Annotated in this window: 18 protein-coding genes; all 18 read right to left on the reverse strand. The window is 59.2% G+C overall.

The window, feature by feature from the left end; translation table 11 throughout:
• Positions 1-4: 4 nt before the first annotated feature.
• The 18 genes from FQ185_RS14490 to aceA all read right to left on the reverse strand — a co-directional run bounded on the left by FQ185_RS14490 (position 5) and on the right by aceA (position 20,704).
• Complete coding sequence (locus tag FQ185_RS14490; RefSeq protein ID WP_149418005.1) at positions 5-883, reverse strand: alpha/beta fold hydrolase; 879 nt, start codon at positions 881-883, stop codon at positions 5-7.
• Positions 880-1,842, reverse strand: coding sequence for a trans-aconitate 2-methyltransferase (locus FQ185_RS14495; protein ID WP_149418006.1), 963 nt, complete (start codon positions 1,840-1,842; stop codon positions 880-882). Before FQ185_RS14495 ends, FQ185_RS14490 begins: the two co-directional genes overlap by 4 nt.
• Positions 1,839-3,074 (reverse strand): YcaO-like family protein, encoded by a 1,236-nt coding sequence (locus tag FQ185_RS14500; RefSeq protein ID WP_149418007.1) that lies wholly within the window; start codon positions 3,072-3,074, stop codon positions 1,839-1,841. The genes FQ185_RS14495 and FQ185_RS14500 overlap by 4 nt, the downstream gene beginning before the upstream one ends.
• Positions 3,075-3,123: 49 nt before the next feature.
• Entirely contained in the window at positions 3,124-3,255 is a 132-nt protein-coding gene (locus FQ185_RS30605) for a hypothetical protein (protein ID WP_256730409.1), read from the reverse strand.
• Positions 3,256-3,789: 534 nt separating this feature from the next.
• Complete coding sequence (gene nuoN / locus FQ185_RS14505; RefSeq protein ID WP_149418008.1) at positions 3,790-5,253, reverse strand: NADH-quinone oxidoreductase subunit NuoN; 1,464 nt, start codon at positions 5,251-5,253, stop codon at positions 3,790-3,792.
• Between the two features lie 7 nt (positions 5,254-5,260).
• Positions 5,261-6,793 (reverse strand): NADH-quinone oxidoreductase subunit M, encoded by a 1,533-nt coding sequence (gene nuoM / locus FQ185_RS14510; RefSeq protein ID WP_149418009.1) that lies wholly within the window; start codon positions 6,791-6,793, stop codon positions 5,261-5,263.
• A gap of 39 nt (positions 6,794-6,832) precedes the next feature.
• On the reverse strand, positions 6,833-8,686 hold the full coding sequence (gene nuoL / locus FQ185_RS14515) for an NADH-quinone oxidoreductase subunit L (protein WP_149418010.1): 1,854 nt from the start codon (positions 8,684-8,686) through the stop codon (positions 6,833-6,835).
• Complete coding sequence (gene nuoK, locus FQ185_RS14520; RefSeq protein ID WP_010458852.1) at positions 8,683-8,991, reverse strand: NADH-quinone oxidoreductase subunit NuoK; 309 nt, start codon at positions 8,989-8,991, stop codon at positions 8,683-8,685. Before nuoK ends, nuoL begins: the two co-directional genes overlap by 4 nt.
• A 2-nt stretch (positions 8,992-8,993) precedes the next feature.
• A complete protein-coding gene (gene nuoJ, locus FQ185_RS14525) occupies positions 8,994-9,497 on the reverse strand; it encodes an NADH-quinone oxidoreductase subunit J (protein WP_007905076.1) in 504 nt (167 codons plus the stop codon).
• A gap of 9 nt (positions 9,498-9,506) precedes the next feature.
• Positions 9,507-10,052 (reverse strand): NADH-quinone oxidoreductase subunit NuoI, encoded by a 546-nt coding sequence (gene nuoI, locus FQ185_RS14530; RefSeq protein ID WP_198044941.1) that lies wholly within the window; start codon positions 10,050-10,052, stop codon positions 9,507-9,509.
• Positions 10,053-10,064: 12 nt separating this feature from the next.
• The gene (nuoH, locus tag FQ185_RS14535; protein ID WP_149418011.1) at positions 10,065-11,072 is read right to left on the reverse strand and encodes an NADH-quinone oxidoreductase subunit NuoH; all 1,008 of its coding nucleotides are present in this window, start codon (positions 11,070-11,072) and stop codon (positions 10,065-10,067) included.
• Positions 11,069-13,783 (reverse strand): NADH-quinone oxidoreductase subunit NuoG, encoded by a 2,715-nt coding sequence (gene nuoG / locus FQ185_RS14540; RefSeq protein WP_149418012.1) that lies wholly within the window; start codon positions 13,781-13,783, stop codon positions 11,069-11,071. The genes nuoH and nuoG overlap by 4 nt, the downstream gene beginning before the upstream one ends.
• A 137-nt stretch (positions 13,784-13,920) precedes the next feature.
• Positions 13,921-15,276, reverse strand: coding sequence for an NADH-quinone oxidoreductase subunit NuoF (gene nuoF, locus FQ185_RS14545; protein ID WP_149418013.1), 1,356 nt, complete (start codon positions 15,274-15,276; stop codon positions 13,921-13,923).
• Positions 15,273-15,770 carry an NADH-quinone oxidoreductase subunit NuoE gene (gene nuoE, locus FQ185_RS14550; RefSeq protein ID WP_007946422.1) on the reverse strand — a complete coding sequence of 166 codons (498 nt, stop codon included), beginning with the start codon at positions 15,768-15,770 and terminating at the stop codon, positions 15,273-15,275. The genes nuoF and nuoE overlap by 4 nt, the downstream gene beginning before the upstream one ends.
• Positions 15,771-15,772: 2 nt before the next feature.
• On the reverse strand, positions 15,773-17,557 hold the full coding sequence (gene nuoC, locus FQ185_RS14555; protein ID WP_149418014.1) for an NADH-quinone oxidoreductase subunit C/D: 1,785 nt from the start codon (positions 17,555-17,557) through the stop codon (positions 15,773-15,775).
• 72 nt (positions 17,558-17,629) lie between these two features.
• On the reverse strand, positions 17,630-18,304 hold the full coding sequence (locus FQ185_RS14560) for an NADH-quinone oxidoreductase subunit B family protein (protein ID WP_008146035.1): 675 nt from the start codon (positions 18,302-18,304) through the stop codon (positions 17,630-17,632).
• 10 nt (positions 18,305-18,314) lie between these two features.
• Positions 18,315-18,728, reverse strand: a complete 414-nt coding sequence (locus FQ185_RS14565) for an NADH-quinone oxidoreductase subunit A (protein ID WP_003223812.1) — start codon at positions 18,726-18,728, stop codon at positions 18,315-18,317.
• Positions 18,729-19,378: 650 nt separating this feature from the next.
• Complete coding sequence (gene aceA / locus FQ185_RS14570; protein ID WP_149418015.1) at positions 19,379-20,704, reverse strand: isocitrate lyase; 1,326 nt, start codon at positions 20,702-20,704, stop codon at positions 19,379-19,381.
• Positions 20,705-21,195 lie beyond the last annotated feature (491 nt).

Below are 21,195 nucleotides of genomic sequence, written 5' to 3' on the forward strand. Positions count from 1 at the left end.
TTTTTTAGTGCTCGATATCACGCATCAGCGCCTGACGCACGGCTTTGAGCGTGGCAGGGTCGAACGCGTTGTGGCCGGCATGCAGCAGTCGGCAACGAATACTCATGCGCTGGCGTAGCCAACGCACGCTCGACATGCCGAAGACATCCCTGATCCCCTGAATCAGGAGGGTGTTGTCGTCGAGGGTCAGCCCTTCGTCCGCCGGCGTGAAGTAATACCGATGCAGGTGGTAATGCAATTCCAGGCGAATGGCGCGAATGGCTTCTTCATCGACGAAATCCTCAAGGAAGCCCGGGCGGATCGATTGTCCTGTGTGCTGCAAAAGAGCTTCCAGCCATTGAATGGCTGCGTGGCGCTGCTGCAACGGGCAACCCTCGCTGAGTATCTGGTAGATGTCGCGTACCCGGTTGCCGGCGGATCCGTCGGCGGCGGTAGACAGTCCGTCGTTGAGGGATTGCTCGTAGGCACTGACATTGGCGGGAAACGGCACAAACACCGACACCAGTGTGGTTTTCAACAAGGCTTCGCGGTAGCGCTGCTGGTATTGAATCGCGAGCCAACTGCCCCAGGAAACGCCCAGCAGACTGATCTTTGCGAAGCCGAAATGCTGGCGCAAGGCATCGATGTCTTCAACGGACAGCCCAGTGGTGTTGCCGCACAGGTCGTTTTGGGGCATTGAACGCCCGCACCCGCGCTGATCAAAGAAAATGACGTCGAAACGTCGAAGGTCGAAAAACTCCAGATGATGACGGTGGCTGCGTCCGCCAGGGCCACCATGCAGGAAAAACACCGGTTCGGCTCCCGCCGTACCGTGGCGTTCCCAGTAGAGTTGATGACCGTCACAAGTCGGGTAGTAACCGCGGGTCAGTGCTGTACTGCTCATGATGTCGGAGTCATCAGTCGATAGAACTGGAAGAGCTCCGCATGCCCGGGACGCGCCGCAACGCTGGATACCCATCGGAGTTTGAGCGTCTGGGCCAGATAGGACGCAGGGATCAGAACCGGGGTATGGCCGAAGACGAGGATCGTGCCGCCGGGCTTCACGCATTGCGCCAGGCTACTGAAAGCTGCCTCTGCGTCGCGTCGGGTCACGACTTCGGCATTGAGAAAGCGAAGAATCAGTACGTCGCATTGAATCCCTGAGTCGACGACCTCACACGCATCCATCACACAAAACTCGACAGAGGAGGACGCATGACAGCTTTTTGCGTACTCGATCATCGAGGCTGAACGATCGGATCCCGCACAACGGCAATCAGGCAGTTCACGGGCCAGGTGTGCAATGAACGCGCCGGTTGAACAGGCCGGGTCATAAATCAGCGTGCCCGGCTTCGATAACGCTTTGAGTAACTCAACGCAATGCTCGCGAAAATGCACTTCGTCGGCATTCAGTTGTGTGGCAAGGGACTCGCTACCCTGCCAGTAGTCGACGGGGCAGACGGCTTCCTGACCAGAATCGTCGGTCTGGGTAAAGGGGAAGCGAACCTCGCTGTCGGGCCGCATCCGTGCGGCGTCGAAGGCGGCGACTTTGTCCGCAGGCGTTGCCGTCTGGAAGTAGATCGATACACCTTCGTTACCCCATTGCGACTCGACATGGAGCCCAAATAGCATCGAGGGTTTGAGCACACTGCTCAGGTGCCACTGATTGTGTTCGTCACGCTGCAGGACCTTGCGGCCCACCCAGTCGCGGCCACCCACCCGCAGGAAAAACACATGATGCAGTCCGTTACCCGCAGGTTCGAGGTAGCGACTGACAGCTCCGGATTGCGTGATAGGGCGGGCCATGCCTTGAGCCAATGCCAGTTCTCGGGCGTGATTGACTTCTACCTGCGGATTTTTCATGCACTCACTCCCTGCGGTTTCTTCTCCAGTTGCTGACCCCGTGCTTGCGGAATGACAACGTTGCCGCTGGAAACAATGAAAAAACGTTCCAGCCCCGGAATCACCACATTGACCAGTGTCGTGCCGAGTTCGGTTTGATTCAGGATCGCCACGCCCAGCGTACGACCGTGACGCTGAAGGTCTGCAGTCAGTTGGTTGATTTGCTCGGCCAACGGCGTTTCATCGCCTGCATCGGGCAGCACGACCTTGCGTTGCGGCGACAGATGCAACAAGGCATGTGGATTGAATTGCAAACAGCGCAACAGACGGGGAAATCGCTGCAAGTGGCGTTGCGCATTCATCAGGTGATGCCGGTACTCGGGCTCCGAGGCGCCGTGATGCAGTTGCACCAGCTCGGTTAACGCACGCCATGCTCCATGGCGTGCATCCAGGGAACAACCGGTGCCGAACACCCGCAGGTGGGTACCGGGGGCCATGGAAAAAGCCAGGAAGGTTCGTGCCTTGAACTCATTGCTGATGTCCACCAGCACGATCTCTGTACCGATCTCCCGTTCGGCATCGGCCCACAAACGACCGACGCTATCGCCCTCGCCGAGACGGGAGACGCGGTGCAGCGGTGGATGGTTTTCATAGTAAAAGTGATTGAGCAAAAATAACGAGACCGCATCCCGTTCAATGCATTCATTGGCGGCGTGCAACAAAGCTTCGTTGTAATTGGCGCCGATCGCTGTTCCGCTGTTGCTGGAATAGCGCCGCAAGCCATGATAGTTGGCGGTGTCCTGCTCGAATGTCTGATCGCAAAAATGGGGTGAGCTCAGTGCAATCGGGTATGAAAAGTGGTTTTCGTTAGTTGGGCAAGTATAGGTCCGGCACGCAATCAACGCGTTGTTCTGGCGAGCAACAAGTTGCTGTACCACGTCATCGCGAAAGATCGTTTGTGCAAAGTATTGTGCATTGACGAAATGCAAATCTGCGACCGGAAGTTCGTCCGTCCAATAGTGTTCGAGCGCTTCGTAAAGTGCGCCGAGCCGAGCCTGATCCGGGTAGCCTTTACCGGCACCACGGGCCTGGAGCCGGGTATTGATACAGCGAAGACTTGCCTGCACCGCAACGATGTCATGGCCGAGGGTGCGGGTGAAGGGTTCAAGCCCCAGGCGATTCAGCTCTGCGTGGATGCGCAGTAGTGCTTCGTCCGCTGTCAGTTCCCGCTCGGCAATCCTTGTCCTGTTCATGGCTTCCTTCCTTAAAAGGAACGGGGGATCGAGTCCCCCGTTCGCTGTGTTACTCGGCGTCCAGCTCTGCCATTTCTTCTTCGGTCAGTTGCAGTGCTTCGATGTGCTCAGGTGCAAGTGTTTCCTGCTCTTCAAGTTCAACAACTTTGTTGGCGTTCCAGCCGCTTACCATGTAACCCATTTTTAAGTTCTCTTTGATTAGGAATTGAGCGTGCTGTTTGAAGCACGGGTCGAATCTATAAGTTGGCGGTAGCAGGGTCAAAAATGGCGGGATGTTTCTGCTCTTGAGTTTGGCTTGCATAGAAATACGTACAGATCAATTGTCGTTTGAAAATTTTGATCGATAGGGTGGCCGCATTTCAGTGGCTGAATGCCTCGGGACAGGCGACCTGCGGGGGAGCCAAGAGATAGCCTGTCGGCCGAACGTGCGATTGGAGAACGGCGATTGAGTCGGAAGGATTACTGGTTAACAAGGTTTTGAGGCGAGCGTGCGTCGGACGGTTCAGCAAAAGGGGGGGACAAAATCACGCTGATGGACATCTGCCAACCATTGGATCGCGCGTGCGGTGAGTTTTCCTATAGAGAGCGGAAAACTTTCACACAACATGCCGCAGGTCGCTTATTTGACTGGAGGCGTCGATCTGTTTTTCGGTCGCAATGCAAAACGGCACCCGAAGGTGCCGTTTGTGTTTTCTACCGAGTGTCGCTTAAGCGATCAACCGGCTAACCCCGACTGTTGAACCAGGATCAGCAGTGGCTGCGGATACAGCCCAAGGAAGAACGCCAGTGCGGCGATGGCCAGCAGCATCACGCCGCCTGCCTTTTGTTCCCAGTGCAGTTGCGCATCGTGGCGACGCAGGTTTGGTTCGATCAGGTACAGGGTGACCATCACGCGCAGGTAGTAGAAGACGCCGATGGCGCTACCCAGTACCAGGGAACCGACCAGCCACCATTGCTGCGACTCGACACCGGTAGCGATGATGTAGAACTTGCCGATGAAGCCCGCGGTCAGCGGGATACCGGCCAGGGACAGCATCATCACAGTCATTACGGCGGTCAGGTACGGACGGCGCCAGAACAGGCCGCGATACTCGTACAGGGCATCCGCATCACGACCGTTGTACGGCGAGGACATCAGCGTGATAACACCGAACGCGCCGAGGCTGGTGATCACGTAGGTGACCAGGTACACGCCGATGGCTTCCACGGCCAGACCCTTGCTCGCCACCAGGGCGATCAGCAGGTAACCGAAGTGCGCGATGGACGAGTAACCCAGCAGACGCTTGAGGTTGCTCTGGGTCAGTGCCAGCAGGTTACCGAACAGGATCGACGCAATGGCGATGATGGTCAGCACGTCGCTCAGTACACCGCTGCTCGCCGCTGGCGAGATCTGGAACAGACGCACCATCACCGCGAACACCGCGACTTTGGACGCGGTGGCCAGGAATGCGGCCACCGGTGCCGGAGCACCTTCGTAAACGTCCGGGGTCCAGAGGTGGAACGGTACCAGCGACAGCTTGAACGCCAGACCGATCAGCATCATGCCCAGGCCCAGTTGCGCCAGCGAGCTTGGCAGGCCGGTGGCCGCGAGGGCCTGGCCGATACCGACGAAGCTCAGGCTGCCGGAGTCGGCGTAGAGCAGGGCCATGCCGAACAACAGGAACGCGGAACCGGCGGCCGACAGCACCATGTACTTGATACCGGCTTCCAGCGAACGCTTGTTGAAGAAGGCATACGCGACCAGACCGTAGACCGGTACCGAGAGCAGTTCCAGACCGATGAACAACCCGGCCAGGTGCTGCGCGCTGACCAGTACCAGGCCACCGGCGGCGGCCATCAGGATCAGCAGGTAAAGTTCTTCACGGTTGCCCGGGTAACCCGAGCCGCCATCGCCGAGGTAGGCGTGGGCAAGGGTTACACAAGCGAGGGTGGCGACCAGGATCAGCGCCATGTACAAGCAAGCGAAGGTGTCGATCTGCAGCAGTGGAGTCACGGCCAGAGGCGCGACTTTCAGGGCTGGCAGGATCGACAGCAACGCCAGGTTAAGACCCGCCACGGAAATCAGGAAGGTCTGCGAGTGGTTGCGGCGCCAGGCGATTGCCAGCATCACCACGATGATCGTGGCGCTGGTGATCAACAACGGCGCAAGCGCGATAAAGTGTTGAGTCGTGAATTCCATAGCGCTCTTACCGGGCCGAAGCGAGTTGAGTGAAGGCGGTGCCGAGCCATTGCTGCACGCCATGCATCGTCGCAGCAGAGGTGTCGAGGAACGGTTGCGGGTACACGCCGATGTAAATCAGCAGCGCCGCAAGCCCAACCACCATGATCAGTTCGCGACCGTCCATGCCATGCATGACCGCGTCCGATTTCGACGGGCCGAAGTAGGCACGGTGGATCATGATCAGCGAGTAAACCGAACCGAACACCAGACCCGACGTCGCGATGATGGTGATCCATGGCGCAGCGGGGAACGTGCCGATCAGGATCAGGAACTCACCGACGAAGTTACCGGTACCCGGCAAGCCCAGAGACGCGGCTGCAAAGAACAGGCTGAGGGCCGGCAGGTAAGCGATCTTCGACCACAGGCCACCCATTTCACGCATGTCGCGGGTGTGGGTGCGTTCGTACAACTGACCACTCAAGATAAAGAGTGCCGCGGCCGACAGACCGTGTGCCAGCATCTGCATCACCGCGCCCTGCAGCGCCAGTTGGCTGCCGGAGTAGATGCCGATCAACACGAAGCCCATGTGGGAAACGGAGGAGTAGGCAATCAGGCGCTTGATGTCGGTTTGGGCGAAGGCCAGGAACGCACCGTAGAAGATCCCGATCAGACCGAGGGTCATGGCGATCGGCGCAAACTCGGCCGAGGCATTCGGGAACAGCGGCAGGGCGAAACGCAGCAGACCGTAAGCCGCCGTCTTCAACAAGATACCGGCCAGGTCGACCGAACCCGCCGTCGGCGCCTGGGCGTGAGCATCAGGCAACCAGGAGTGGAACGGCACGACGGGCAGCTTCACCGCGAAGGCGATGAAGAAGCCGAGCATCAAAATGTACTCGGTGGTCAGCGACATCTTGGTTTTCAACAGATCGGCGTAGTTGAAGGTAATCACGCCGGTGTCGTTGAAGTTGACCAGTACCAGACCCAGGATCGCCACCAGCATGATCAGGCCGGAAGCCTGAGTGAAGATGAAGAACTTGGTCGCCGCGTAGATCCGGGTTTTCTTGCCGTCCGAAGAACTGTGACCCCAGAGCGCGATGAGGAAGTACATCGGCACCAGCATCATTTCCCAGAAGAAGAAGAACATGAACAGGTCGAGGGCGAGGAACACGCCGATGACACCGCCCAGGATCCACATCAGGTTCAAGTGGAAGAAGCCAACGTGACGCTGGATCTCTTTCCACGAGCAGAGTACCGAGAGGATACCCAGCAGACCGGTCAGCAGGATCATCAACAGTGACAGGCCGTCGAGGGCCAGGTGCACGCTGATGCCGAAGCGCTCGATCCAGATGTGCTTGAACTCAAGCACCCAGGTCGGATCGGCGCCAGGGGCCGGAGCAAATGAATAATCACCGTGGGCCCACAGCCAGAGGCCGAGTGCGAGTTCCAGGGTCATGGTCAACAGCGCAATCCAGCGGGGGAGGGTAGCGCCGAAGCGCTCACCCATCCAGCACAGCAGGCCGCCGATGAAGGGGATCAGGATTAGCCAAGGCAGAATCATGACGGGCTCAATTCCTTTCGCAAGTTCGCAAGGTTCATATCAGACCGCTACCAGCACGATGGCGCCGATGACCAGCACGGAGCCGGCTGCCATCGATGCCGCGTACCAACGCAGTTGACCGGTTTCGGTACGGCTCAGGGCGGTGTGGCCGCCTTTGGCCATACGCGGGATCAGACCGATGGTCTGGTCGAGCGGGTCTTTGCGCAGTGCGTGGCTGATCGCAAGGTATGGCTTGACGAACAGTTTGTCGTAGATCCAGTCGAAGCCCCAGGCAGCGAACCACCAGGCCGAAAGGAAGCGGCCGATGCCGCTGTTGGCGATTGCAGTGACGAAACGACGCTTGCCGAGGAACAGCAGCGCGGCCAGCAGGATACCGGCCAGGGCGATGGCGCCCGAAGCGATTTCCAGACTGTGCTTGGCGTCGCCGCCAGCATGGCCGACGCTTTCCGGCAGCACACCGTGCAGCGGTGGAACGATCATCGCGCCAATGGCGGTAGACAATACGATCAGCACCGACAGTGGCAGCCAGTGAGCGATGCCGTGACCGGCGTGCGCTTCGGTCTTCACTTCACCATGGAACGCGATGAAGATCAGGCGGAAGGTGTACAGCGACGTCATGAACGCGCCGACCAGACCTGCGTACAGCAGACCGTGGTTGCCGCTGGCGAACGCTTCCCAGAGGATTTCGTCCTTGGAGTAGAAGCCCGCGGTGACCAGTGGCAGGGCTGACAGAGCCGCGCCGCCGACGATGAAGCTGGCGTAGGCCAGTGGCAGTTTTTTCCACAGGCCGCCCATCTTGAAGATGTTCTGCTCGTGGTGGCAGGCAACGATCACCGCACCGGACGCAAGGAACAGCAGCGCCTTGAAGAAGGCGTGGGTCATCAGGTGGAAGATCGCGCCATCCCATGCACCAACGCCCAACGCCAGGAACATGTAGCCGATCTGGCTCATGGTCGAGTAGGCGAGGATACGTTTGATGTCGGTCTGGACCAGTGCGGCAAAACCGGCCAGCACCAGGGTCACGCCGCCAACGATGCCAACCAGGTGCAGGATGTCCGGCGCCAGGGTGAACAGGCCGTGAGTACGGGCGATCAGGTAGACACCGGCGGTCACCATGGTTGCGGCGTGGATCAGTGCCGAAACCGGAGTAGGACCGGCCATCGCGTCCGCCAGCCAGGTTTGCAGCGGCAGTTGCGCGGATTTACCGACAGCGCCGCCCAGCAGCATCAGGGTCGCCATGACCATCCAGAAGTCGCCGGCCTGGAATTTCTGCGGTGCCAGCACCAGCAGTTCCTGGATGTTCAGCGTGCCCAGTTGCGCGAACAGGATGAACAGGCCGATGGCCATGAACACGTCGCCGATCCGGGTGACGATGAAGGCTTTGAGTGCCGCGTTACCGTTGTTGCGGTTGCTGTAGTAGAAACCGATCAACAGGTACGAGCACAGGCCCACGCCTTCCCAACCGAAGTACAGGAACAACAGGTTATCGCCCAGCACCAGGAACAGCATGCTGGCGATAAACAGGTTGGTGTAGGCGAAGAAGCGCGAGTAACCGGCTTCACCGCGCATGTACCAGGACGCGAACAGGTGGATCAGGAAGCCGACGCCGACAACCACGCCGAGCATGGTCACGGACAGACCATCCAGATACAGCGCGAAGTTCGGCGTAAAGCCTTCCACCGCCATCCACTGCCACAACACCTGGGTGTAGTGACCGCCTTCAGGTGGCGCGACGTTGAATTGCCAGATCACATAAGCCGTGACGATGGCCGACAAGCCGATGGAACCGACGCCAATCAGCGCCGACAGGTTTTCCGAGAAGCGGCCGCGTGAGAACGACAGCAGCAGGAAACCTATGAGAGGGAATACGAAAGTCAGATAGAGAAGATTCATCCGCGCATCTCGCTGGCAGCGTCGATATCGAGAGTGTGGAAGCGGCGATACAGCTGCAACAGAATCGCCAGGCCAATACTGGCCTCGGCGGCTGCCAGGCTGATCACCAGGATGAACATGATCTGTCCATCCGGCTGACCCCAGCGGCTACCGGCGACGATGAAGGCCAAAGCGGAGGCATTCATCATGATCTCCAGGCTCATCAGCACGAAGAGAATGTTGCGGCGGACCATCAGACCGACCAGACCGAGGCAGAACAAGATGCCGGCGACCGCCAGACCATGCTCCAAAGGGATAGCAGGCATCGTCATTGCTCCTTGGCTTCGTTGCGGCCCAAGTGGAACGCCGTGACGGCTGCAGCAAGCAGCAGCATCGAGGCGAGTTCGACCACCAGCAGATAAGGACCGAACAGGCTGATGCCCACGGCCTTGGCGTCTACGGTGGTGTGGCCGATGGCCTGACCGCTGGCGTCGCTGAACAACACGTACAGCAGTTCAACCAGCAGCAGGGTGCCGAGTGCAACCGGGCCGAGCCAGATGCCGGGCTTGAGCCACACGCGCTCTTGCTGAACCGAGGCCGGGCCCAGGTTCAGCATCATCACCACGAACACGAACAGCACCATGATGGCGCCAGCGTAGGCGATCACTTCCAGTACACCGGCAAACGGTGCGCCGAGGGCAAAAAACGTCATGGCCACGGCGATCAGCGAAATGATCAGGTAGAGCAGGGCGTGCACGGGGTTGGTGTTGGTGATCACGCGAAGCGTGGACACAACCGCGATACCCGATGCGAAATAGAAAGCGAATTCCATCTTTCTTCCTTAAGGCAGCAAGCTCTTCACGTTGATCGGCTGGGCTTCATTCTGCGCGGAGCCTTTCGGCTTCCCGGCAATCGCCATACCTGCAACACGATAGAAGTTGTAATCAGGGTTTTTGCCGGGGCCGGAGATCAGCAGATCTTCTTTCTCGTACACCAGGTCCTGACGTTTGAACTCGGCCATCTCGAAATCCGGTGTCAGCTGGATCGCGGTGGTCGGGCAGGCTTCCTCGCAGAGGCCGCAGAAAATGCAGCGCGAGAAGTTGATACGGAAAAACTCCGGGTACCAGCGACCGTCATCGGTTTCAGCTTTCTGCAGAGAGATGCAACCGACCGGGCACGCCACGGCGCATAGGTTGCAGGCTACACAACGCTCTTCGCCGTCGGGGTCGCGGGTCAGCACGATACGGCCACGGAAGCGCGGCGGCAGGTACACCGCCTCTTCCGGGTACTGCAGCGTGTCGCGCTTGCGGAAGGCGTGGCCGAAGATCATCACCAGGCTGCGAAGCTGGGTGAAGAAGCCATGCACGATGTCAAATATGTACTTCATGATTCTCTATCCTCACTGAGCCGCGACGGCGGGCGTGTTGAGCAACACGATCGCAGCGGTCACCAGCATGTTGACGAGGGTCAGCGGCAGGCAGAACTTCCAGCTGAAATCCATCACTTGGTCATACCGTGGGCGCGGAATCGAGGCGCGCAGCAGGATGAAGAGCATGATGAAGAACGCGGTTTTCAGCGCGAACCAGATGAACGGGATCTGCGGCAGAATGCCGAACGGACCGTGCCAGCCACCGAAGAACAGGGTCACCAGCAGCGCCGAAATCAACACAATGCCGATGTACTCACCGACGAAGAACATGCCCCATTTCATGCCGGCGTATTCAATGTGGTAACCGTCGGCCAGTTCCTGTTCCGCTTCCGGCTGGTCGAACGGGTGACGGTGAGTCACGGCGACGCCAGCGATGAAGAAGGTCAGGAAACCGAAGATCTGCGGAATGACGAACCACAGGTTCTGCGCTTGGTATTCAACGATGTCGCGCATGTTGAACGAGCCGACCTGGATCACGATGCCCATCAGCGACAGGCCCATGAACACTTCGTACGACACGGTTTGTGCCGAGGCCCGCAAGCTGCCCAACAGGGCGAACTTGTTGTTACTCGACCAGCCGGCGAACAGCACCGCGTAGACCGACAGGCCGGCCATGGCGAAGAAGAACAGGATGCCGATGTTGATGTCCGCCACCCCCCAGGTCGGGGTGATCGGGATGATCGCGAAGGCAATCAGCAAGGCGCTCATGGCCACGACCGGTGCCAAGGTGAAGATCACCTTGTCGGCGAACGGCGGGGTCCAGTCTTCCTTGAAGAACATCTTGATCATGTCGGCCGCGATCTGGAACGCGCCGAACGGGCCGACGCGGTTCGGACCGTAACGGTCCTGCCAGAGGGCGAGCAGGCGACGCTCGACCCAGCTCAGTAACGCGCCGCACACCACCACGGCGAGCAGAATCACGATGGCCTTGACGACCGCGATGATCACGTCAATCACTTCAGGCGTGAACCAGGTCATTGAGCTGCCTCCTGCAGACCGTCAACGGATTTGCCAAAGATCGCTGGCGGAATGCCGGCGATACCGGCCGGCAATGCGACCAGACCGGCACCCAGCTCTTCATTGATACGCAGCGGCAGACGCAGGGTCTGGCCAGCAACGTTCAAGCTCAGCAAGGCACCGTCATTGACACCCAGGCGGTCGGCTTCGGATTTGGCCAGCGACACGTAAGCGGCCGGGATGCGTTCCTGAACCGGCGCGGCTTTGGAAGAGTTCTCTTCGCTGCCGAACAGGTGGAAGAACGGCACAACCTGCCAGGTGCCCGGAGCCGGGTTGAACGCACGCGGAACACTGGCGAACCAGTTCAGCGAGTCACCGGTGCTTTCGATCAGGCGGGTGCCCGGGTCGCCAGCGCGGATGTGACCACCGACTTCGTCCTGGAACTTGTTCCAGGCTTGCGGCGAGTTCCAGCCCGGCGACCAGGCGAATGGCACTTGCTGACGCGGTTCGACCGAGCCCGAGTAACCTTCCATGGAGAACGAGAACGCGGTGTCGTTGTCCTGGGAAGTACGCGGTTCGTGCACGCTGATATCGGCACGCATCGCGGTACGACCGGAGTAACGCAGCGGTTCGCGAGCCAGTTTCAGGCCCTTGATGCGGAACGCGGCGGACGGTGCGGCGCTGACGATACCGGCCAGTTGTGGAGTGCTGGCGGCACAGGCAGCGGTGACGTGGTCCAGTTGGGTCCAGTCGATCGGCTGGTTCAACAGGGTGGCGCGCAGGGCATGCAGCCAGCGCCAGCCTTCGTGAACCATGATGCTTGCGTCGAGGTAAGTCGGGTCGAAGACCTGGAAGAAGCGCTGGGCGCGACCTTCCTGGCTGACCAGCGTACCGTCGCCTTCAGCGAAGCTGGCGGCTGGCAGAACCAGGTGCGCGCGATCGCTGGTAGCGGTCTTCTGATGGTCCGCCACGATCAGCACTTTCGCGGCGTTCAAGGCAGCATCGACACGGGCTTTGTCGGTACGGGTGTACAGATCGTTTTCCAGCACGACGATGGCGTCGGCCTTGCCGTCGATCACCGCTTGCAGCGCAGCATCGACCGAATCGCCACCGAGCATGGCCAGGCCGAGGCTGTTGGCCTCTGGCACGATCAGGCTGATGGAACCGTTCTTCTCACGCAGCTTCAGGGCTTTGGCGATGTTTGCCGCGGCTTCGATCAGCGCCTTGGAACCCAACGAGGTACCGGCAATGATCAGCGGACGCTTGGCAGCGAGCAGGGCGTCGGCAATGCGCTTGGCCAACCCGAGAGCTTCAGCATCCAGACCTTCTACGGCAGGTGCGCTGGCATCGAGGGCGTGAGCCACGGCGAAACCGATGCGGGCCAGGTCGTCTGGCGCAGCGTGAACGCATTCTTCAGCGATGTCGTCGAGCTTGGTTTCAGCCAGGCTTGCGATAAACAGCGGGTTCAGAGCGTTCTGACCGATGTTCTTCACGGCGGCGTCGAGCCAAGGCTGAACACGCATGGCGTCGGCCATGTCTTCGGCCTTGCCTTTGACCGATTGACGCAGGGACAGGGCCATGCGCGCAGCGGTCTGGGTCAGGTCTTCACCGAGGACGAAGATGGCGTCGTGGTCTTCGATGTCGCGCATGTTCGGGATCGGCAGCGGGCTGTCTTTGAGCACCTGCATGACCAGTCGAATGCGTTCCAGCTCAGCGGCTTCGATACCGGAATAGAAGTGCTCGGCGCCGACCAGTTCGCGCAACGCGTAGTTGCTTTCGAGGCTGGCACGGGGCGAACCGATACCGACGATGTTGCGACCGCGCAGCAGATCGGCGGCTTTATCCAGCGCTTCGTCGAGGGTCAGCTTGGCGCCGTTAGCCAGCAATGCCTGACGCGGGCGATCCTTGCGATTGACGTAGCCGTAGCCGAAACGGCCACGGTCGCACAGGAAATACTGGTTTACCGAACCGTTGAAACGGTTTTCGATACGACGCAGTTCACCGTAACGCTCGCCCGGGGAGATGTTGCAACCGCTGGAGCAGCCATGGCAGATGCTCGGCGAGAACTGCATGTCCCACTTGCGGTTGTAGCGCTCGGAGTGAGTCTTGTCGGTGAACACACCGGTCGGGCAGACCTCGGTGAGGTTGCCGGAGAACTCGCTTTCCAGGGTGCCGTCTTCAACGCGACCGAAGTACACGTTGTCGTGGGTGCCGAACACACCGAGGTCGGTGCCGCCGGCGTAGTCCTTATAGAAGCGCACGCAGCGATAGCAGGCGATGCAGCGGTTCATTTCGTGACCGATGAACGGGCCGAGATCCTGGTTCTGGTGGGTACGCTTGGTGAAGCGATAACGGCGCTCGTTGTGGCCGGTCATCACCGTCATGTCTTGCAGGTGGCAGTGACCGCCTTCTTCACAGACCGGGCAGTCGTGAGGGTGGTTGGTCATCAGCCATTCAACGACGCTGGCGCGAAACACTTTCGCTTCTTCGTCATCGATGGAGATCCAGCTGCCGTCGGTGGCGGGCGTCATGCAGGACATGACGATCCGACCACGCTTGTCGTTTTCGTCGGTGTACTGCTTGACGGCGCACTGGCGACAAGCGCCAACGCTGCCAAGGGCGGGGTGCCAGCAGAAATAAGGTATATCGAGGCCTAGCGACAGACATGCCTGTAACAGGTTGTCTGCCCCATCGACTTCGAGCGCTTTGCCGTCTACGTGGATAGTGGCCATGGTTCAAAGTTCTTCGTTGGCCCGGTGTCAGCGGGCGTGGCTAATGGAATCTTGTTATCCGCGCGAATCAAAACAGCCGATAAAGGCGTCATCGCACGAAAAGCGAACGGCACGGACCGTTCGCCTTTTTTAAAGCGTTAAGCGCCGACTACGATCGGCCTTGCCAGAGGCGGGACGACGGCGCTGGTGGGCGCGATGCCGGCTTCGAACTCATGGCGGAAGTATTTGATTGCGCTGCCCAATGGTTCTACGGCACCCGGTGCGTGAGCACAGAAGGTCTTGCCAGGGCCCAGGAAACCGACCAGACCCAGCAGGGTCTCGATGTCGCCGGGTTGCCCTTCGCCATGCTCGAGCGCCATCAAGAGCTTGACGCTCCACGGCAGACCATCACGGCACGGCGTGCAGAAGCCACAGGATTCACGGGAGAAGAACTCTTCCATGTTGCGCAGCAGGGCCACCATGTTGACGCTGTCGTCCACCGCCATGGCCAGGCCGGTACCCATACGGGTGCCCACTTTGGCGATGCCGCCGGCGTACATTTGTGCGTCCAGGTGTTCCGGCAACAGGAAACCGGTACCGGCGCCGCCTGGCTGCCAGCATTTGAGCTTGTAACCGTCGCGCATGCCGCCGGCGTAGTCTTCGAACAACTCGCGACCGGTGACGCCGAATGGCAATTCCCACAGACCCGGGTTCTTGACCTTGCCGGAGAAGCCCATGAGCTTGGTGCCCATGTCTTCACTGCCTTCACGAGCCAACGATTTGTACCAGTCCACGCCGTCGGCAATGATTGCCGGCACGTTGCACAGGGTTTCAACGTTGTTCACGCACGTCGGCTTGCCCCACACGCCAACGGCGGCAGGGAAGGGCGGTTTGGAACGCGGGTTGGCGCGGCGACCTTCGAGGGAGTTGATCAGTGCGGTTTCTTCACCGCAGATGTAACGCCCGGCCCCGGTGTGGACTAACAGCTCGAAATCGAAGCCGCTGCCCAGGATGTTTTTACCCAGCAAGCCGGCTGCCTTGGCTTCTTCCACGGCACGGTTCAGGTGCTTGGCGGCGGTGGTGTATTCGCCACGCAGGAAGATGTAGCCACGGTAGGTTTTCAGCGCGCGGGCACTGATCAGCATGCCTTCGATCAACAGATGGGGCAGTTGCTCCATCAGCATGCGGTCTTTCCAGGTGTTCGGTTCCATCTCGTCCGCGTTGCACAGCAGGTAGCGGATGTTGATGGATTCGTCTTTGGGCATCAGGCCCCACTTAACACCCGTGGGGAAGCCTGCACCGCCGCGACCTTTAAGGCCGGCGTCTTTCACGGTCTGGACGATGTCGTCCTGAGCCATGTCGGCAAAGGCCTTGCGCGCCGCAGCGTAACCGTTCTTGGCTTGGTACTCGTCGAGCCACACAGCCTCGCCGTCGTCTCGCAGGCGCCAGGTCAGCGGATGAGTCTCGGCCGACCGCTTGATGCGGTTGGCAGGACCGAAGGAAGTCAGGGTCATACGTAGCCCTCGAGCAATTTGGCAACGCCGGCAGGCTGCACATCACCGAAAGTGTCGTCGTCGATCATCAACGCCGGCGCCTTGTCGCAGTTGCCGAGGCAGCAGACCGGCAGCAGGGTGAAACGACCGTCGGCGGTGGTCTGACCCAGGCCGATGCCCAGATTGCTCTGGATTTCGCTGACCACCGATTCATGGCCGCCGATGTAGCAGACCATGCTGTCGCAGACGCGAATGATGTGACGGCCGACCGGCTGACGGAAGATCTGGCTATAGAACGTCGCCACGCCTTCAACGTCGCTGGCCGGGATGCCGAGGATCTCGCCGATGGCGTAGAGCGCGCCATCAGGCACCCAGCCACGTTCCTTCTGGACGATCTTCAGGGCTTCGATCGACGCCGCGCGCGGGTCTTCGTAGTGATGCAGCTCGTGCTCAATGGCCGAGCGCTCGGTTTCACTCAGGGTGAAACGATCTGTCTGGATAAGCGTGCTGTTCATGCTTAGCGGTCCACGTCGGCCATAACGAAATCGATACTACCCAGGTACGCAATCAAGTCCGCGACCATGCTGCCTTTGATCACCGAAGGGATCTGCTGCAGGTGCGGGAAACTTGGGGTGCGAATCCGGGTGCGGTAGCTCATGGTGCCGCCATCGCTCGTCAGGTAATAACTGTTGATGCCCTTGGTCGCTTCGATCATCTGGAAGGATTCGTTGGCCGGCATGACCGGGCCCCACGAAACTTGCAGGAAGTGCGTGATCAGGGTCTCGATGTGCTGCAGGGTGCGCTCTTTCGGCGGCGGCGTGGTCAGCGGATGATCCGCCTTGTACGGGCCTTCCGGCATGTTGCGCATGCACTGCTCGATAATCTTCAAGCTCTGGCGCATTTCTTCGACACGCACGATGCAACGGTCGTAGGCATCGCCATTGGCCGCCAGCGGTACTTCGAATTCGAAGTTCTCGTAACCGGAGTACGGACGAGCCTTGCGCAGGTCGAAATCGCAACCGGTCGAACGCAAGCCGGAACCGGTGACGCCCCATTCCAGGGCTTCTTTGGTGTTGTAGGCGGCGACGCCGATGGTCCGGCCACGCAGGATGCTGTTGTCCAGTGCGGCTTTCTGGTATTCGTCCAGACGCTTTGGCATCCAGTCGATGAAGTCTTTCACCAGTTTTTCCCAGCCGCGCGGCAGGTCGTGAGCGACGCCGCCGATGCGGTACCAGGCCGGGTGCAGACGGAAGCCGGTAATGGCTTCGATCACCGTGTACGCCTTCTGACGGTCGGTGAACGTGAAGAACACCGGGGTCATGGCGCCGACGTCCTGGATGTAGGTGCCCAGGAACAGCAGGTGGCTGGTGATCCGAAAGAACTCGGCCATCATGATGCGGATGACGTCGACTTTCTCGGGCACCTTGATGCCGGCCAGCTTCTCGACCGAGAGCACGTACGGCAGGTTGTTCATCACGCCGCCGAGGTAGTCGATACGGTCGGTGTACGGAATGAAACTGTGCCAGGACTGACGCTCGGCCATCTTCTCGGCACCACGGTGGTGGTAACCGACGTCCGGCACGCAATCGACGATCTCTTCACCGTCCAGCTGCAGAATGATGCGGAACGCACCGTGCGCGGAAGGGTGGTTAGGACCGAGGTTGAGGAACATGTAGTCCTCGTTCGCACCGGAACGCTTCATGCCCCAGTCTTCAGGCTTGAAGCGCGCGGCTTCTTCCTCAAGCTGTTGCTTGGCCAGCGTCAGGCTGAACGGGTCGAACTCGGTGGCACGGGCCGGGAAGTCCTTGCGCAGCGGGTGACCTTCCCAGGTCGGCGGCATCATGATGCGTGTCAGGTGCGGGTGGCCGGCAAAGTTGATGCCGTACATGTCCCACACTTCACGCTCGTACCAGTTGGCGTTCGGCCAGATACCGGTAACGGTCGGCACGCTAAGGTCGCTCTCGGACAAGGCGACCTTGATCATTACGTCACTATTACGTTCGATCGACATCAAGTGATAGAACACAGTGAAGTCGGCGCCGCTTGGCAGCCCTTGACGCTTGGTGCGCAGACGCTCGTCCACGCCGTGCAGGTCATAGAGCATGACGTACGGCTTGGGCAGGTTGCGCAGGAAGGTCAGGACTTCGACGAGTTTGGCGCGGGCAACCCAAAGCACCGGCATGCCGGTGCGGGTAGGCTGGGCGATGAACGCCTCGGGGCCAAAACGGTTGTTCAGTTCGACGACCACATCCTGGTCGTCTGCCTTATAAGGCGGGATGTACAGAGCACTGCCTGTAGTCATGGTTATTTATCGCTTTCGGTCAACGTAAAGAATGAAGCCAGTTTCTCGTTCTATAAAAGAAGCAGATCTGGATCAGACTTCGTCGGGGCTGCGCAGGTTGGTGACTGCGATTCGCTGTTCGCGGCGCTGTTCCTTTTGCGAAGGCATCTCGGCGCGGTACACGCCTTGATCGCCGACGACCCAGGAAAGCGGACGACGCTCCTGTCCAATCGACTCTTGCAAGAGCATCAAGCCTTGCAGGAAAGCTTCAGGACGGGGCGGGCAGCCAGGCACGTAGACGTCCACGGGCAGGAACTTGTCCACCCCTTGAACGACGGAGTAGATGTCGTACATGCCACCGGAGTTGGCGCACGAACCCATGGAGATAACCCATTTAGGTTCGAGCATTTGCTCGTAGAGACGCTGAATGATCGGCGCCATCTTGATGAAGCAGGTACCGGCGATAACCATGAAATCCGCCTGGCGCGGCGATGCCCGGATAACCTCGGCGCCAAAGCGCGCGATGTCGTGGGGCGCCGTGAAGGCGGTAGTCATTTCCACATAACAGCACGAAAGGCCGAAGTTATACGGCCACAGGGAGTTCTTGCGCCCCCAGTTGATCGTGCCGTTAAGCACGTCTTCGAGCTTGCCCATGAAAATGTTTTTGTGGACTTGATCTTCTAACGGATCGGAAACGGTTTCCCGCTCGCCAATCGGATACTGCTCGTTAGGAGCATCGGGGTCGATCCTGGTGAGATTGTATTGCATTGCCAAAGCCTCATTGTTTCAGCTTCGCCTGCCGCTTGCGACGAGCTTCCGGAGCCCAGTCAAGGGCGCCCACTCGGAACAGGTAGACAAGACCTGCCAACAGAATTGCTATGAAAACGAGAGCTTCGACGAATCCGGTCCAGCCGCTTTCGCGGACGGACACAGACCAGGCAAAGAGAAAGAGGGCTTCGATATCGAAGATCACGAAGAGCATCGCGACCAGATAGAATTTGGCTGAGAGCCGCAAGCGGGCACCACCTGTAGGTAGCATGCCGGACTCGAACGGTTCGTTTTTGCTGCGGCCCCAGGCTTTTGACCCGAGGAGGCTTGAGACGCCAAGCATGAAGGCGCAAAGGCCGACGACGCCCAGAAGGAAAATGGCAAAGCCCCAGTTGTGGGCCATGAGTCCTGTCGCTTCGGGCATGCTGGTAATCCTTAACAGAGAGCAAAGGTCTCTGAGCTTGAAAAGAAACAAAGCAGTGACGATATGTCGCAGCAATCAATCCCGCTGATTTTATGGCACAACACCGTGCAAGTAAAATTCAGATAGCGAAATTATTTAATGGAATAAGGACATAGCGTGCCTCCAAGGCGTCGCAGCCCATGCGTTGCGGGCATTAGCCAGTTTTTCATCAATTATGTTTTGTAGGGAATGTAACGAACATAGTTGTCGCCAAATGATAATCAATATTGTTTGGAGCGGTTTTTAAACTGTTTAACAGGGCGAGCGTTGGGAAGTTGTCTTATATGCACGTTACTGCAAGTTGTGGGTAGGGTCATTTTACCTTCTTCTCCTGATCGGAAAAATGCTCTGGGTCAATGATTTTGCGCACGATTTTCGGGTGCGCACATCCCCTGTGGGAGCCGGGCTTGCCCGCGATAACGGTGTGTCAGACGCCGCAGATGTGACTGGCAGGCCGCCATCGTGGGCAAGCCCACTCCCACGGGGTTCGGCGGTGGTTGTTAAATCCCGGGCAAAAAAAAACGCCCCGAACCAGTCGGGGCGTCAGTTATGCGACGTTGCGGTTAGCTTTCTATTCGGTCCGCTACGGCCGTTTGCTCAGCTGAATCAGATCAGTGGAACTGTTCTTCTTCGGTCGAACCGGTCAGCGCGGTTACCGAAGACGAACCACCTTGAATCACAGTGGTCATGTCGTCGAAGTAGCCGGTGCCCACTTCCTGCTGGTGTGCCACGAAGGTGTAACCCTTGGCGGCGTCAGCGAACTCTTGCTCTTGCAGCTTCACGTAGGCAGTCATGTCGTTGCGGGCGTAGTCGTGCGCCAGGTTGAACATGCTGTGCCACATGTTGTGAATGCCGGCCAGGGTGATGAACTGGTGCTTGTAACCCATGGCAGACAGTTCGCGCTGGAATTTGGCGATGGTCGCGTCGTCCAGGTTTTTCTTCCAGTTGAAGGAAGGCGAGCAGTTGTACGACAGCAGTTGGTCCGGGTATTCCTTTTTGATCGCTTCAGCGAAGCGACGAGCTTCGTCCAGATCCGGCTTGGCGGTTTCGCACCAGATCAGGTCGGCGTACGGCGCGTAAGCCAGGCCGCGAGAGATCGCCTGGTCGAGACCGGCACGCACTTTGTAGAAGCCTTCCTGGGTGCGTTCGCCAGTCACGAATGGCTGGTCGTACGGATCGCAGTCGGAAGTCAGCAGGTCAGCCGCGTTAGCGTCGGTACGAGCCAGGATGATGGTCGGCGTACCGGCAACGTCAGCCGCCAGACGGGCAGCGGTCAGTTTCTGCACGGCTTCCTGGGTAGGAACCAGTACCTTGCCGCCCATGTGGCCGCATTTTTTCACGGAGGCCAGTTGGTCTTCGAAGTGAACGCCGGCGGCGCCTGCTTCGATCATGCTCTTCATCAGCTCGTAAGCGTTCAGTACGCCGCCGAAACCGGCTTCAGCATCAGCCACGATCGGCGCGAAGTAGTCGATGTAACCTTCGTCGCCCGGGCCTTTGCCGGCTTTCCACTGGATCTGGTCAGCGCGACGGAACGAGTTGTTGATGCGCTTGACCACGGTTGGAACCGAATCCACCGGGTACAGCGACTGGTCCGGGTACATCGATTCTGCGGAGTTGTTGTCCGCAGCGACTTGCCAGCCCGACAGGTAGATTGCCTGGATACCGGCTTTAACTTGTTGTACAGCCTGGCCGCCGGTCAGGGCGCCCATGCAGTTGACGAAATCTTTCTCAGGACGGAAGGATGGCTTGGCGCCCTGGGTCACCAGGTTCCAAAGCTTCTCGGCGCCCAATTTTGCAAAGGTGTGCTCAGGTTGAACCGAGCCACGCAGGCGGACGACGTCAGCAGCGGAGTAAGCGCGTGTCACGCCTTTCCAGCGCGGGTTTTCAGCCCAATCTTTTTCGAGGGCTGCAATTTGCTGTTCGCGTGTCAGTGCCATGGAGATAAACCTCGTCGCATAGGTCTGGGGTGGAAAATTCCTGCTCCTGCCAAGTACGCATGGTTAGAAGGCGTAAAAGGCTGCTCGCTGACCAGAAGCTTAGGTGGTCAAGTCGGATTCGGCGGGGATGGCGACGGGATGAACGATGGGCTCGAGGGGAAGTGAGCAGGTAAGGGCGAACTGGCGAGCGCATTCGGGCGTCGTGGGCCTTGGTGCGAACTTCAGAGTGGAGCCGGGTTACCTAATTACGCTTCCGTCCCTCGGGACAACTTCGTTCCAGTCGGCAACCTCGTCAAACACACCTTGTGGGCGGTACAGACACGAAGCGGCTCGCGGGGTAGGTGCGAACGGCGCCTCGAAGGCCCTTGCCAGGGCCCCTGATTAGCGGGAGCGAGGCCATCATGCCTTCGCTTTTTTGTATCGTCAAACGTTTTGTAGTGCTTTTTTTGCGCCACTACATCTTTGGTCTAATACGACTAATCAGTCAGTTT

Source organism: Pseudomonas sp. ANT_H12B, assembly GCF_008369325.1.
Classification (GTDB): Bacteria; Pseudomonadota; Gammaproteobacteria; order Pseudomonadales; family Pseudomonadaceae; genus Aquipseudomonas.

Coding starts and splice junctions, on each gene's coding strand:
- FQ185_RS14490 (WP_149418005.1), bottom strand. CDS start 883: ATGAGCAGTACAGCACTGACCCGCGGTTACTACCCGACTTGTGACGGT.
- FQ185_RS14495 (WP_149418006.1), bottom strand. CDS start 1,842: ATGAAAAATCCGCAGGTAGAAGTCAATCACGCCCGAGAACTGGCATTG.
- FQ185_RS14500 (WP_149418007.1), bottom strand. CDS start 3,074: ATGAACAGGACAAGGATTGCCGAGCGGGAACTGACAGCGGACGAAGCA.
- FQ185_RS30605 (WP_256730409.1), bottom strand. CDS start 3,255: ATGGGTTACATGGTAAGCGGCTGGAACGCCAACAAAGTTGTTGAACTT.
- nuoN (WP_149418008.1), bottom strand. CDS start 5,253: ATGGAATTCACGACTCAACACTTTATCGCGCTTGCGCCGTTGTTGATC.
- nuoM (WP_149418009.1), bottom strand. CDS start 6,793: ATGATTCTGCCTTGGCTAATCCTGATCCCCTTCATCGGCGGCCTGCTG.
- nuoL (WP_149418010.1), bottom strand. CDS start 8,686: ATGAATCTTCTCTATCTGACTTTCGTATTCCCTCTCATAGGTTTCCTG.
- nuoK (WP_010458852.1), bottom strand. CDS start 8,991: ATGCCTGCTATCCCTTTGGAGCATGGTCTGGCGGTCGCCGGCATCTTG.
- nuoJ (WP_007905076.1), bottom strand. CDS start 9,497: ATGGAATTCGCTTTCTATTTCGCATCGGGTATCGCGGTTGTGTCCACG.
- nuoI (WP_198044941.1), bottom strand. CDS start 10,052: ATGAAGTACATATTTGACATCGTGCATGGCTTCTTCACCCAGCTTCGC.
- nuoH (WP_149418011.1), bottom strand. CDS start 11,072: ATGACCTGGTTCACGCCTGAAGTGATTGACGTGATCATCGCGGTCGTC.
- nuoG (WP_149418012.1), bottom strand. CDS start 13,783: ATGGCCACTATCCACGTAGACGGCAAAGCGCTCGAAGTCGATGGGGCA.
- nuoF (WP_149418013.1), bottom strand. CDS start 15,276: ATGACCCTGACTTCCTTCGGTCCTGCCAACCGCATCAAGCGGTCGGCC.
- nuoE (WP_007946422.1), bottom strand. CDS start 15,770: ATGAACAGCACGCTTATCCAGACAGATCGTTTCACCCTGAGTGAAACC.
- nuoC (WP_149418014.1), bottom strand. CDS start 17,557: ATGACTACAGGCAGTGCTCTGTACATCCCGCCTTATAAGGCAGACGAC.
- FQ185_RS14560 (WP_008146035.1), bottom strand. CDS start 18,304: ATGCAATACAATCTCACCAGGATCGACCCCGATGCTCCTAACGAGCAG.
- FQ185_RS14565 (WP_003223812.1), bottom strand. CDS start 18,728: ATGCCCGAAGCGACAGGACTCATGGCCCACAACTGGGGCTTTGCCATT.
- aceA (WP_149418015.1), bottom strand. CDS start 20,704: ATGGCACTGACACGCGAACAGCAAATTGCAGCCCTCGAAAAAGATTGG.